The sequence below is a fragment of the Enterobacter sp. MGH 37 genome (assembly GCF_000534515.1).
In the GTDB taxonomy this organism is placed as follows: Bacteria; Pseudomonadota; Gammaproteobacteria; order Enterobacterales; family Enterobacteriaceae; genus Enterobacter; species Enterobacter kobei.
In genome coordinates, this window is the sequence record NZ_KI973207.1 from 49258 (window position 1) to 62350 (window position 13093).

12 protein-coding genes and 3 pseudogenes are annotated in these 13093 nt (G+C 51.9%); 10 read left to right on the forward strand and 5 right to left on the reverse strand.

Annotation, left to right across the window (positions count from 1 at the left end; genetic code table 11):
* Positions 1 to 10 precede the first annotated feature (10 nt).
* Positions 11 to 700, forward strand: a complete 690-nt coding sequence (locus L383_RS00715) for a hypothetical protein (RefSeq protein WP_004196322.1) — start codon at positions 11 to 13, stop codon at positions 698 to 700.
* Positions 701 to 730: 30 nt separating this feature from the next.
* On the opposite strand, the pseudogene chrA reads toward L383_RS00715, so the two are convergent.
* Positions 731 to 2107: pseudogene (chrA, locus tag L383_RS0124405) on the reverse strand (chromate efflux transporter).
* Positions 2064 to 3041 carry a chromate resistance protein ChrB domain-containing protein gene (locus L383_RS00710; RefSeq protein ID WP_004196334.1) on the reverse strand — a complete coding sequence of 326 codons (978 nt, stop codon included), beginning with the start codon at positions 3039 to 3041 and terminating at the stop codon, positions 2064 to 2066. The pseudogene chrA and the gene L383_RS00710 overlap by 44 nt, the downstream one beginning before the upstream one ends.
* A gap of 77 nt (positions 3042 to 3118) precedes the next feature.
* Between L383_RS00710 and L383_RS26025 the strand changes: the two are divergent.
* From L383_RS26025 to L383_RS00675, 8 genes and pseudogenes are all read left to right on the forward strand, one after another.
* Positions 3119 to 3278: pseudogene (locus L383_RS26025) on the forward strand (MFS transporter); the annotation flags it as partial.
* A gap of 109 nt (positions 3279 to 3387) precedes the next feature.
* On the forward strand, positions 3388 to 3759 hold the full coding sequence (locus L383_RS00705) for a hypothetical protein (RefSeq protein ID WP_004196359.1): 372 nt from the start codon (positions 3388 to 3390) through the stop codon (positions 3757 to 3759).
* Positions 3760 to 3821: 62 nt separating this feature from the next.
* Positions 3822 to 4742 carry a methyltransferase domain-containing protein gene (locus tag L383_RS00700; RefSeq protein ID WP_004196315.1) on the forward strand — a complete coding sequence of 307 codons (921 nt, stop codon included), beginning with the start codon at positions 3822 to 3824 and terminating at the stop codon, positions 4740 to 4742.
* A 53-nt stretch (positions 4743 to 4795) separates the two neighbouring features.
* Positions 4796 to 5554: a hypothetical protein gene (locus tag L383_RS00695; RefSeq protein WP_004196325.1), complete on the forward strand. Its 759-nt coding sequence runs from the start codon at positions 4796 to 4798 to the stop codon at positions 5552 to 5554.
* Positions 5555 to 5787: 233 nt separating this feature from the next.
* Positions 5788 to 7086 carry a nickel resistance membrane nickel efflux protein NcrA gene (gene nirA / locus L383_RS00690; RefSeq protein WP_004196314.1) on the forward strand — a complete coding sequence of 433 codons (1299 nt, stop codon included), beginning with the start codon at positions 5788 to 5790 and terminating at the stop codon, positions 7084 to 7086.
* A 105-nt stretch (positions 7087 to 7191) separates the two neighbouring features.
* Positions 7192 to 7461: a nickel-sensing transcriptional repressor NcrB gene (locus L383_RS00685; RefSeq protein WP_004196355.1), complete on the forward strand. Its 270-nt coding sequence runs from the start codon at positions 7192 to 7194 to the stop codon at positions 7459 to 7461.
* Positions 7462 to 7473: 12 nt separating this feature from the next.
* Entirely contained in the window at positions 7474 to 8604 is a 1131-nt protein-coding gene (locus L383_RS00680) for a Ni(II)/Co(II) efflux transporter permease subunit NcrC (RefSeq protein WP_004196366.1), read from the forward strand.
* Between the two features lie 161 nt (positions 8605 to 8765).
* Positions 8766 to 9188 (forward strand): nickel resistance OB fold protein NcrY, encoded by a 423-nt coding sequence (locus L383_RS00675; RefSeq protein WP_032072095.1) that lies wholly within the window; start codon positions 8766 to 8768, stop codon positions 9186 to 9188.
* A 255-nt stretch (positions 9189 to 9443) separates the two neighbouring features.
* On the opposite strand, the gene L383_RS00670 is transcribed toward L383_RS00675, so the two are convergent.
* Positions 9444 to 10784: an IS1202-like element ISEsa1 family transposase gene (locus L383_RS00670; protein WP_004196353.1), complete on the reverse strand. Its 1341-nt coding sequence runs from the start codon at positions 10782 to 10784 to the stop codon at positions 9444 to 9446.
* A gap of 214 nt (positions 10785 to 10998) precedes the next feature.
* Here L383_RS00670 and L383_RS0124415 point away from each other — a divergent pair.
* Positions 10999 to 12146, forward strand: a protein-coding gene (locus tag L383_RS0124415; protein ID WP_085949497.1) for an IS3 family transposase whose coding sequence is annotated in 2 segments (ribosomal slippage) — positions 10999 to 11236 and positions 11236 to 12146 — 1149 coding nt in all. Because the reading frame shifts where the segments join, the coding sequence is not laid out codon by codon here.
* An 18-nt stretch (positions 12147 to 12164) separates the two neighbouring features.
* On the opposite strand, the pseudogene L383_RS00660 reads toward L383_RS0124415, so the two are convergent.
* Positions 12165 to 12473, reverse strand: a pseudogene (locus L383_RS00660) (IS3 family transposase); the annotation flags it as partial.
* A gap of 200 nt (positions 12474 to 12673) precedes the next feature.
* The gene (locus L383_RS00655) at positions 12674 to 13048 is read right to left on the reverse strand and encodes a hypothetical protein (RefSeq protein WP_023280872.1); all 375 of its coding nucleotides are present in this window, start codon (positions 13046 to 13048) and stop codon (positions 12674 to 12676) included.
* Between the last annotated feature and the right edge of the window lie 45 nt (positions 13049 to 13093).

The window sequence follows — 13093 nt, forward strand, 5'->3', positions numbered from 1 at the left end:
AGACAAAACAATGTACAACACTGATTTACCAACACGCGCAGAATTACCTTCTGCCATCAAACTGATGCAGTCCACTATCCTCGCCGCCATCGTGGCGCTGACGCTGCTGATCACCGTCGTCATGCCTTCGGAATACGGCATTGATCCTACTGGCGTGGGTCGTTTACTGGGGCTTAAGCAGATGGGAGAAATCAAAACGCAGCTTGCCGAAGAAGCTGATGCCGATAATCAGGCCAGCGCTGTTCAGCAAGGACAGCTGGCTGCGCCAGTTAATGAGCGACCGATCCCGGATAATCCTCCGGCAATAACGCAGAACACCTACCCGGAGCTGAGCGTTCCGGCGACCACGCGCGCGCCGGAAGTACCATCGGCTGGCTCGCAACGTCATCAGATGCTCATCACCCTGAAGCCTAACGAAGCTGCTGAAGTTAAACTGGAAATGCGCAAAGATGCCCGCGTGACCTATCAGTGGACAAGTTCCGGACCGGTAAACGTGGATGCGCACGGCGATCCGGTCAACGCCCCGAAAGGCTTCTACCATGGCTATGGTAAAGCCCGGCAGATCACATCCGGAGACGGCGTTTTACAGGCCGCGTTCGAGGGTAAACATGGCTGGTTCTGGCGAAATCGTGGTTCTGAGACCATCACGATCCAGCTTGATACAACCGGCGACTACCTGAACATCAAACGGGTTATCTGATAAATCAGGGGCAGGATAACCTGCCCCTTTTCACACAGCTGACAGCCCGGTCAGGCGGAGTATCAGCCCGGCGAGAGCCGCCATGGCAATAACGTGCGTAACCTTCCATTTTAATCTGAAAAGCGCAAACGCAGCGGCGACGGCAATCAGGGCGGCAGGGATATCGATCCCTCCCTTTGCGCCTTCCGGCCATACGGTATGCCAGATAAAAAACAGCCCCAGATTAACAATGACGCCCACTACGGCCGCTGTGATGGCGGTTAAAGGTGCCGTGAAACCCGCCTTGTTGTGGGTCGTTTCGATAAACGGCCCGCCTGCCAGCACGAAAATGAAGGACGGGAGAAAGGTAAACCAGGTCACCATGCAGGCGGCAACGGCGCCGCCGACAAACAGCATATCCGCGCCAAAAACGGCATGGGTATACCCGCCCACAAATCCGACAAACGTGACCACCATAATCAGCGGGCCGGGCGTGGTTTCTCCCAGCGCCAGCCCGTCCATCATCTGCCCGGCAGTCAGTCAGCCAAAATTGACGACAGCACCCTGATAAACGTATGGCAGGACGGCGTAGGCCCCACCGAAGGTAAGGAGCGCAGCCTTGGTAAAGAACCAGCCCATCTGCGTCACCGGATGCGCCCAGCCCAGCCCCAGCGTCAGCACCGTCATGGGAATAAGCCAGAGCAGTGCACCCGCTGCCACAATCCTTAACAGTTTCGCCCAGCTGAACAGGGCATGCGCCGGTACGGGCGTATGATCGTCAATAACCGCAGCATCAACGGCGGCTTTCTCCTGTTTGTTATGCCCGCTGCCGCTGTGAAATTTTTCCGGCGCGATGCGTCCGCCGATAAAGCCAGTTATCGCTGCTGAAATAACGATGACGGGAAAAGGAACGTTCAGGGCGAAAACGGCCACAAAAGCCGCAGCAGCTATGGCCCAGTGGGCACCGTGTTTCAGCGCACGGGAGCCGATGCGATGCGCCGCCTGCAGCACGATTGCCGCCACGGCGGGTTTAATGCCGTAAAAGATACCGGCAATAATGGCAACGTCTCCCCAGGCGATATAGATCCACGACAACGCGATAAGAATAAAAAGTGAGGGAAGGATAAATAACAAACCCGCTATCACTCCGCCCAAGGTCCTGTGCATCAGCCAGCCAATGTAGGTGGCAAGTTGCTGAGCTTCCGGACCGGGCAGCACCATACAGAAATTGAGTGCGTGGAGAAAACGGGACTCGGAAATCCAGCGCCGGTTCTCGACCAGTTCCTGATGCATGATCGCAATCTGTCCGGCAGGACCGCCAAAGCTGATAAAACCCAGCTTCATCCAGAACCAGAACGCCTCCTTCAGGGGGACCGGCTTGGGCTTAACGTTTTCCTCTGCCAGCGTCAGCAACTCCGTTTTGTTCATCATGGCCGGACCTCATTTCAAACGTCGTTAACAGACCGTCAAACAGCGAACAGGCCGCTGTGAGTAATGTGTCATCATCCGTAATGCTTTCACGCAATCCTGCCAGTACACTTTCAACGCCAGCGGCTTCGGGGGGCTGAACCCCGCCAACATCAAGGTAATGCACAAGCATCCCCAGACCATTCAGGGCATCCCCCGTCAGCCCGAAGCGGACCATCAGCACTTCAAAGGTCACACGATTGTCGATGTGGCTGAAGGTCGCGCCATCAAAATCAAACCCCACCGCCTCTTCCGGGCAATCGTTGCCATCCTTAAGCCAGAGAAACTGCGCATCCTGGTCGATAAAACGCCGTATAAGCCAGGCGCTGGCAAGCCTGTCAATCCATGGCCGGCGACGCGTAGCCCAGATCCTGTTATGAAAATCCTCAGGCTTCAGCCGTGTCAGCAAGCCACTGACGGCATGAGGCTCTCCGGGAGAGATGAACCTGTTAATGCCAGCTTCCAGTTCTGACAAGGCAAAAATGGCCTGCGCCTGCGCTTCACCAGGAAAGAAATCAATCGCCACAATCCGATCCAGCTCGCGACGAAGTTTTCTTACCATCTTCAGTTGGCTGACCGCGGTTTCCTCATTAAGGTCGTTTTTACAAACCTGAAGGCTCTCCATCAGGATCAGGTACTGCTGAGAGCGATCGAATAACGGGCGAATTTTCTCTTCGTCGGAAGTCTCTGCGTCAAAAACAAAGGCCGTTCCTCCCTCACCGCTGATTTCACGACTCATCTCGTTAAAAATCTCATGGCTCTGTTGCGCTTCAGGCAACAGATAAACGCCGTCGCGCAGCATGGCGGCACCGGTATTTTTTAATGCCCGCCAGACACGCATACGTAATGTGGCCTGCTCAGTGGGCAGTGTCAGAATAAGGATATGTAGTTTCATAGTGTAGAGATTAATACATATGGTAGAGATTGCTACATATTTTCAGTCTTTCTAACCGTACATATCGCTATCTTTTTATGGTGCTCATAATTGCTCTTATCGGTACCGGTCTTGCTACCGTTGCACTGGGCCTGCTGGCGGGCGACAGGGCAGGGGGAGTCGGGAACGGCGCTGGCAATGAAGATGCTTGCTTATATTCTGGTCGCCCCGGTCGCTGATGCATTATGCGGGCCTTTTTATTCATATCGCCAATACAAGACTTTACATTCCAGCCCTTACATCCTCCCCGGGGGGATGCTAATCTTTTTATACCGTTGTCATTGTCTATTGAGGAAAGCAATCAGCGATGTACCCGATGTTTAAACGTTCGCCCCGTTATGTTCTGATGATCGTCATCATGGCCATTGGCATGATGATGTCGTCGATGGTGACGTTTGCGTCGCACGGTACAAACGGCCTGACAGGCTACGAGATGAATCTGCATGACGCAGAAGTCACCATGTCAATGCAGGATCACTCTCACGATTCGGATATCCCTCAGTCTGGCCACGCAGGCCATCATCAGACAGACCATTTCCATGAAACCCCTGAGCAGCCGCCCTCTGTAGAGATTTCCCTCTCTCCTGTAACAGACAGATGGTTGCCGCTTGCCGATCTTCGTAGCCCGGTTAAGGCCACGGACATCATTTACCGTCCTCCCAGCATCCGCCAGATCTGATCGCTGTTACCGGCAGTTTTTGCTGCCCGGCTTTAATCAACTTCAGATTTAGCGGAGAGGCTATGTATAAAGACTCTATCCAGGCGCGTCGAGAGATTGCGCGTAATTTCACTGCACTCAATTATCGTGTTGATCCCCTGCACTGGCAGACGCTCTGCATGGGCGTTAATCGCGACCTTCAGGCCAAAAAAATGCGTCCGAATGTCCCGGTTCCTTCACGGCGTAAAGTCATTCCGTTCCTGAAAATGATGCATCAGGAAACGGGCTCGATGCTCAAAGCGATCCTTGCCTTTGGCTTTGATGGCCCCTGGACATCCAGCGGCGGTTCATTTCGCCTGGCGCGAGAAATTGGGTTCGACATCGCCCACTATGCGAAAAACATTCACCACAAAAACGGGAAAGTCACCTTCCTGGAAATTGGTGCCGCCTGGGCGGGTTTTCGCGCTGAGGAATGTGCCGGCCATCAGGCGACGATTTCCGGGCTTTCCGGGGAGTTCAGGGAGCAACTTGGGGAAAGCGTATTCCTGCACTTCACTAATCTCACACCGTGGCATGCATCGCTGCCAAAAGGCGTGACTGAGCATCCTTACGTGACAGCAGCCGGGCTGGGAGCGCTGGAAAACAGAGGTGTTCAGGCAGGTGAGGTCGATATTATCTACTCCCAGGCAGCGGCCTATTTCGAACAGGATTACACGGCTTTCCTTCGCAGCGCTGCACGCCTGCTGAAAGAGGATGGCGTCCTGATCTTCAACCATGACCCTGTTCTGGCGAGCGCGATGGATGAAGTCGCCTGGGAGCACGGACTGCGGCTGGTCAGACGTAAGCAAATGGGAGGAATGAATGGCGCGATTGCCCGTTATCACCGGCTTCGTTCGTCCCCGGTAAGTCAGATGGTCTTCCCCGGCGTAAAGCGGGCAGAGGATGAAGAAGTGGTCTGTGAATCACTGGTTATGTCGGCGCTTCGTCGCAACGTAGAGGTGTAACGCCCGATATGTTGACGCGCAGACATTTTCTCACCACCACAGGAGCGTTGCTGATGACAACATTACTGCCGGGGGAAACCCTGGCAGCCTCTCTGGCTGAAAAAGTCAGTGAAACATGGCAAAAAATAAACACCCGCCGCAATCAACAAGAGGCGATAACGCCGGGCTGGGTTTTGCAGTCGCTCGGGCTTAAACCTGGCTCAACTGAACTGCGAAGAGCCATTTTTGAGCTGGTCAGGCGGATACCCTATCAGCTCGGTGCATGGAATGGCGAAAGCATGAGTCTGTTTCAGCAGGGCTTTGGCGACTGCCGTCATAAAGCCGCTGCTGCCGAACGACTGCTGACCGATGGTGGCATTACGGCAAAGCGAAAGCTGGTGCGGTTTGACTGGGCTGATTTGCCTGTACCTGCGGATATTCTGGCAATTTTGCCGCAAACACAGGGATTTCATGACACTGTGGCTTTTGAGCTACAGGGCAAAACATACCTGTTTGATGCCACCTGGGATATGGCCTTGCGCGGAGCGGGTTTCCCGGTGATGCCTTCCTGGGATGGCAACTCTGATACCTGGCCGGTGACTTCCCGGATGTCGACGCAGCAAACCGTACTAATGCCGCAGCCAGGGCAGGACATTTACAGCACTAACCAGATGAGCTGGCCGCAGCGCGAGAAAACCATGGCGTTTAATCAGGCACTGAATAACTGGCTGGAGGTCATTCGGGCTAACCGTGATGACTGGTGCACCATTATCCATAGTGATATTGAAGCCACCCGGTTGAGCCTGAAAACCTGTCTGGGACAACTGAGTTAATTCCCTTCTCGTCAGGAGGGGCTGCGCAGGGAAGCGGCGATAACACCTTCGACACTTTTTATGCTGCTTCAGGTATAACGCTGGGATACCTGAAGCTTTTTTATTTAACATCCAAGATAACAGACGAATCAGTATCCTCCTCACCCGGATAAAGCTTGTCATTTTTTTCAGGTCCCTCTATGCTTTGAATATCCCCCTGGGGGGGATGTGATTTCAAACCAAGAGATTTCCTGATGCTCAACATTCTTTCTAATCGTACCTATCGCCACCTGTTTATGGCACAGGTTATCGCCCTTATTGGCACCGGTCTGGCGACCGTTGCGTTAGGGTTACTGGCCTACGATCTCGCAGGTGACAGAGCCGGGGCAGTGCTGGGTACCGCGCTGGCTATCAAAATGAGCGCCTATATTCTTGTTGCGCCCGTGGCGGCGGCTTTTGCCGATAAATTCCCGCGTCGCACCATGCTGGTAACACTGGACCTGGTTCGCGCTCTCGTGGCTATCACGCTGCCTTTTGTCACCCAGATATGGGAAATCTACATCCTGATCTTCATTCTTCAGGCTGCCTCGGCGGCGTTTACGCCTACTTTCCAGGCAACTATCCCGGATATTCTTCCTGACGAACGTGAATATACCCGGGCGCTGTCTCTGTCACGTCTGGCCTACGATCTTGAAAGCGTCATCAGCCCTATGCTGGCGGCTGCACTGCTGACGGTCATGAGTTTCCACAACCTGTTTGCCGGTACGGCAGTCGGGTTCCTTGCTTCAGCAGCTCTGGTTGTTTCCGTGACACTGCCGAAGATGAAAGCGTTAACGGTCAAACGCAGCATCTATGACAAAACTACACGAGGTATGCGCATCTTCCTGAAAACGCCCAGACTGCGCGGCCTGCTGGCACTCAACATGGCCGTAGCGGCAGCGAGTGCAATGGTTATCGTCAACACCGTCGTTCTGGTTCAGGCGGACTTTGGTTTCTCACAGCGGTCTACCGCTATTGCGCTGGCCTTCTTCGGCGTGGGGTCCATGGTATCGGCCCTGGTTCTCCCCAGACTCCTCGACAACATGAGCGACCGTATGCCGATGCTTGCAGGTACGGCGCTTTTAGTCATTGGCCTGGGGTCAGGCATTTTCCTGAAGGATTACATCACGCTGGTTGTGCTCTGGGCACTGCTGGGGGTGGGCTATTCACTTTCTCAGACACCGGGTGGTCGCCTGCTGCGCCGTTCGTCAACAGCGGAAGACAGACCGGCGCTGTTTGCCGCCCAGTTTGCACTGTCACATTCATGCTGGCTGGTGACTTATCCGCTGGCCGGATGGGTTGGTGCGGCATGGGGGACACAGGCTTCATTCATCGCCCTGACTGTTGTGGCAACATTGTCGCTGGTCACCGCCGTACTTATCTGGCGTCCTGAGCATGAAGTGTACGCTCAGGTTCACAGCCACAAAGACCCGGAAACAAACAACGAATCGACCCATGAGCATGATTTCGTCATTGACGATGAACATCCGTCCTGGCCGAAGAAAGAGAAGTAATTTCCCAAAAAAAGACAACGTATCAGGAGAGGATAAGCCGATAAAAAGTGTGACCATGGCGTTGATACACATTATCTTATCCCTTCCACCTGGAGAGGATAAACCATGACCGTTCATGCATCACACCCTGACATTATTAAAAGACTTAAACGTGCCGCAGGGCACCTGAAAAGTACCATCCAGATGCTCGAAGATGAGAAAGCATGTCTGGATATCGCCCAGCAACTGCACGCTGTGGAAAAGGCGATAACGAATGCGAAGCGTACCTTAATTCATGACCATCTGGATCACTGCCTGGAGGATGCCCTTCATGCTGACCACACGGAGTCTGATAAGACGCTTAGCGAATTTAAAGAGATAACTAAATATCTTTAAGGCAAGCGAAACATGACTGATTTTTCCACTCTTTTACAGCAAGGCGTGGCCAATGCCTGGCTGTTCATCCCCAGCGCTATTTTGCTCGGTGCGCTTCACGGACTGGAGCCAGGGCATTCCAAAACGATGATGGCCGCCTTTATTGTGGCCATCCGGGGAACGGTCAAGCAAGCGGTATTACTGGGGCTTGCCGCGACAATTTCTCATACGTCTGTTGTCTGGCTCATTGCGTTCGGCGGAATGTATATCAGTCAGAAATTCACTGCTGAATCAGCCGAACCCTGGTTTCAGCTGATTTCCGCCGTCATCATTCTCGGTACGGCGGCATGGATGTTCTGGCGAACCTGGCGCGGCGAAAAGCTGTGGAAGATGGAGCAGGAAGAGGAACACAGCCACGGTCATCACGATCATGACGAAACCCGCATCATCGATACGGGCCATGGCAGCGTTGAACTCTCGATTTTCGAAGAAGGACAACCCCCTCACTGGCGTTTACGCTCGCTCAGCGGCAAGAAATGGGAAGCTCGCGACATTTCTCTGGTGACCAACCGTGGTCCAGGGACATTTTCACAGGTATTTGATTTCGTCGAAAAAGACGGGTTTATGGAATCGGCCCTGGCGATCCCGGAGCCACACAGCTTTGATGTTCGCCTGTCTTTAGGCCATCGCGGCCATGTGCATGATTATGATGTGGAATTCCGTGAACATGAACACGACCACGATCATTCCTCGCTGGAAGGTCTGGATGTTAATTCTCGCGAATATCAGGATGCTCACGAAAAAGCGCATGCGAACGACATCAAAAAACGTTTTGCGAATCGCAGCGTAACCACCGGACAAATAATCCTGTTCGGCCTGACCGGCGGCCTTATTCCTTGCCCGGCAGCCATTACCGTTTTGCTGCTCTGCATCCAGGTGAAGGAATTTACGCTCGGTGCCGCGCTGGTACTGTGTTTCAGCATCGGTTTAGCGATCACGCTGGTTTCAGTGGGCGCAGCGGCGGCTTTCAGCGTTCGTCAGGCAACCAAACGCTGGAGTGGCCTGGATACGCTGGCGCGGCGGGCTCCATACTTCTCAAGCGTACTGATTGCACTTGTCGGCATTTACATGGGCTATCACGGCTGGATCGGCGTAACGAGCTGATTTTCTCCTGTATGAATCTCACGCCTGAACCCACCAACCGGTGGGTTTTATATTTCTGAAGCCCATCATATTTTTATCCCCCTGCCGGGGATAGGAATTGAGCTTTTATAGCCGCTCATTTATCATCGACAATATCCCCCATGGGGGATGTAAAATTATAAATGGAATCTGCTATGCAAAAACAATATTTCAGTCAGTTCGTCACCGGAGTGTTACTCACTTCGTTCATCGCCATTCCTGCTCTGGCAGCGCAAGGTGGCTTCTCCGCAGAGAAAGAGCCTGTCGTCACTGAGCACATGTATGCCGGTCATAAAGTTCAGCAGGAGAATAGTCAAAGCCGGATTCAGATCGTATCGTCAATGCACGAAGGGGCGTGGATCACACTGGAAGGCAATGTTGTCAGCCAGCAGCAGGACGAGTGGTATACGTTCCGCGACCCAACCGGTACCATCAAAGTCCGCATCCCGCAGAAAGTCTGGAACGGGCAGCACTTCGATGCTCAGGACCTGGTACGGGTCAGTGGACCGGTAAGCCATGAAAATGATGGTTCAATTTTATATGTTGCAGTTATCAGCAAACCCTAAAACACAATTCTGACGGGCTATGTTTTTTTATATATATAGTTCGTCAACCAAACGTCCGCTTCTCGCTCTTAGCGGACATTAGCATAGGCTATTTACCATAACGCCGCATTACGCGCACCGCCCAGACTGACTCAGCGCGTTTCTGGCATATCCCCGGTAAAACAAGTAACAAACCACCCGAAAATGAACACCAGAAACGCGACTTAAGAATCTACCCTATGAATGGATATGCACTCAACCGAATCGATCTTGGTTTCAATCTTTTTTATCGGGATCAGGCTTCTTTTTAGGTAACTTCGGGGGCTTAACTTGCTGATGACTTTGCGTTCGGCGCGTAAGCCAGGGATGGTCAGCTTTAGGTTTAACATAGTATTTTGAGCGTAAATCAATACGGGCATTATCCACTCGTTCATGGACACTCTTTTCATCATCCAGTGGTATAGGCTCCGGGCCATCAACATACTTTTCCCAGCCCAGCGCTTTCCCGTCATACAGAACGTTAATTTCACCGTCAAAGTTCTCGCATACAGTAACAACCGAATGCCTAAGTCGATATCCCCGGCCCTCACTGCGTACCTGAAACGCACTGCTTTTGTACTGGAAAGTGAGATTTTTAGACAGAACGCGCTTCGCCTGTAGGCTGAAGATATAACCCAGTTCCTCTTCAGAATGGTGCACATCAAGATGAGCATTATCAGTAGTACGAGGCGACGTAGCGAACCGGTTGTTATAGGCTTCAATAAAGGTCGGCAACCATGCATTTGCTGTTTCAATATCACTGATATTCTGAAGCCGCATTTCTTTGACCAGCCTGTCCTGTAGTGTCTGATTGGCGCGCTCTACCCGCCCTTTTGCCTGCGGGCTGTTGGCATGGATTGGCTCGATGCCCAGTGTCTTTATCGCACGAGTGAACTGGGTCAGCTCACCTTCCCGCTCTGGGTTATTTACCCTGAATATACTGTGTCTATCAGAGTAGAGAGCGAGCGGTACGCCATGATCATTAAGGTAACCCCGGAGGGTTTCCATGTAAGCCCGGGTTGTTTCAGCAGGCACAAAACGCAACGCCATCAACGCACTGGTGGCATCATCAATGAAAACGATCAGTGTACATCTGGGGCCTCGATTTTCAAACCAGTCATGAGGTGAGCCATCAATCTGGATCAGTTCACCGTAAGATGGTCGTCGCATGCGGCGTTGATATATACGGGCAATTTTACGACGGCGTTCACGCCATAACCCCTCTTCTATCATCCACTTTCTGAGAGTTTCAACGGATAAAGATAAACCGTGTATCTCGCGCAATTTTTCGCACGCAAACGTAGGTCCAAAATCAGCGTAACGGCCTTTGAGGAGTGAAATTACTGTTGCTCTGAATTCAGTAGAAAAGGAATTATTAGGACGCTTTCCACGTCGGTGGGAAACCAGACCAGAAGGCCCTTCATTTCTATACCGTTGCACCAGACGTTTAACCTGCCGAATAGAAATGCCAATGCGTGCCGCAGCTTGTTCCTGAGTAATATGTCGATTAATTGACTCCTGAATAATCTGAAGTCGGTGGAGTTCCTTATGACTCATCGTAACAGTCTCTTTGATCATGAAAAATCCCCCAGAGAATTGTCTGGGGACATTTTAGAATGGTTCAAAGGGGACATTACAGCTTGGTGTTAACAGGACCCATACAACTCCTTGCCTTGCGGCATCTAAGAGGCTATCCTGATGTTGTCTAGGCATACAGGTGGCCTCGTGGTGAATCGCCACGCGTTTAACAGACACCTCAGAGTCATTTAAGATGACTTAAAGAGAGGTGCCCATGAGCGGTAAGCGTTATCCTGAAGAGTTTAAAACTGAAGCAGTCAAACAGGTTGTTGATCGCGGTTATTCTGTTGCCAGCGTTGCAACACGTCTCGATATCACCACCCACAGCCTTTATGCCTGGATAAAGAAGTACGGTCCGGATTCTTCCACTAATAAAGAACAGTCAGATGCTCAGGCCGAGATCCGCCGTCTCCAGAAAGAGCTGAAACGGGTTACCGACGAACGGGACATATTAAAAAAAGCCGCGGCGTACTTCGCAAAGCTGTCCGACTGAGGTACGCCTTTATCCGTGACAACTCCTGTTGCTGGCCTGTTCGCCTGCTCTGTCGGGTGCTGGATGTTCATCCCAGTGGTTTTTACGCCTGGCTTCAGCAGCCGCATTCACAACGCCATCAGGCAGACCTGAGACTGACAGGACAGATTAAACAGTTCTGGCTGGAATCGGGATGCGTCTATGGTTATCGCAAAATCCATCTGGATCTGCGTGACAGCGGGCAACAGTGCGGAGTAAACAGAGTCTGGAGACTGATGAAACGTGTCGGAATAAAGGCTCAGGTCGGATACCGAAGCCCGCGGGCACGTAAAGGCGAGGCCAGTATCGTGTCACCCAACAGGCTCCAGCGACAGTTCAATCCGGATGCTCCTGATGAGCGTTGGGTAACGGACATAACCTACATCAGGACCCACGAAGGCTGGCTGTATCTTGCCGTTGTTGTTGATCTGTTCTCACGCAAAATTATCGGCTGGTCCATGCAATCCCGGATGACAAAGGACATTGTCCTGAACGCACTGCTGATGGCTGTATGGCGGCGTAATCCCGAAAAACAGGTGCTGGTTCATTCGGATCAGGGCAGTCAGTACACAAGCCATGAGTGGCAGTCGTTCCTGAAATCACACGGCCTGGAGGGTAGCATGAGCCGTCGCGGTAACTGCCATGATAATGCGGTTGCAGAAAGTTTTTTCCAGTTGTTGAAACGTGAACGGATAAAGAAAAAGATCTACGGAACGCGGGAAGAAGCCCGCAGTGATATTTTTGATTACATCGAAATGTTTTATAACAGTAAGCGTCGGCATGGTTCTAGCGAACAGATGTCACCGACAGAATATGAAAACCAGTATTATCAACGGCTCGGAAGTGTCTAGATTATCCGTGGCGATTCACACCTTCATCCACTTCCCAACAGATGCCGCACCAGCAACGTTAAATTTCGCAGCTGCCTGCGTCTGGGAAATCTGCCCCGTCAGCACAGCCTTCACGGCTTCTACTCTGATTTCGGGATCGATTGAAACGCCCTTATCTCTGGGCTTCAGACCTTCTTCTCCATAAACATCATAGGCTGCAACCCATAATCTTACCTGGGTTCTGGGAACGTTAAAGCGAGCTGATGTTAAGCGATAGCCTTCATCAGTAGCTAAATAGTGCATAACCACTTCGAGGCGCTGTTCAAAGGTGTACTTACGTCTTGACATGGGACTCTCCAATTTGAGAGTCCAACTAAATGGGCGCAGTGCATGGGGTTAATGAAAATTAACTACGGGGCTTTCTGCTTTTTGCCACACAACACGGTAACAAACCACCTTCACGTCATGAGGCAAAAAGCCTCAAGCGCCACGTCGATTATACCGGGACGGTGCTATTTCTTACCAGGTATATCCACGCTTTATGCTGCTTAGCGCTTTAAATATCTAATGTATACCCATGCCGCAATCAAGACGCCCGTGCCCAGCGCAAGATTAGGTAAAATCACATCGTTTGCACTTGCATATATGGTATTAGGATCATGTTGCCCCCAGAATGCCAGCTTGTACCCGATGCCCCAGACAAAGAATATAATCCCGGCAATCAGAACGCCGAATTCTATAACGCCGAGCAGGATTCCATCTAACCAGTCAGGCGGATCACGCCATGTGATGACCGCAGCTATTAGTGTGCAGATGATTTGGCCTGCATAATAACCAGGGGAACCATACCATTCCGGAGCAACATGCTTCACGATCAACCAGAACAGCACGTTCATTAAGATAACGAGCAACCAGTACCTCATAGTTCTGCTTTCCTTGTATTTGGCCATCTGAGTTGTCAGACAGCA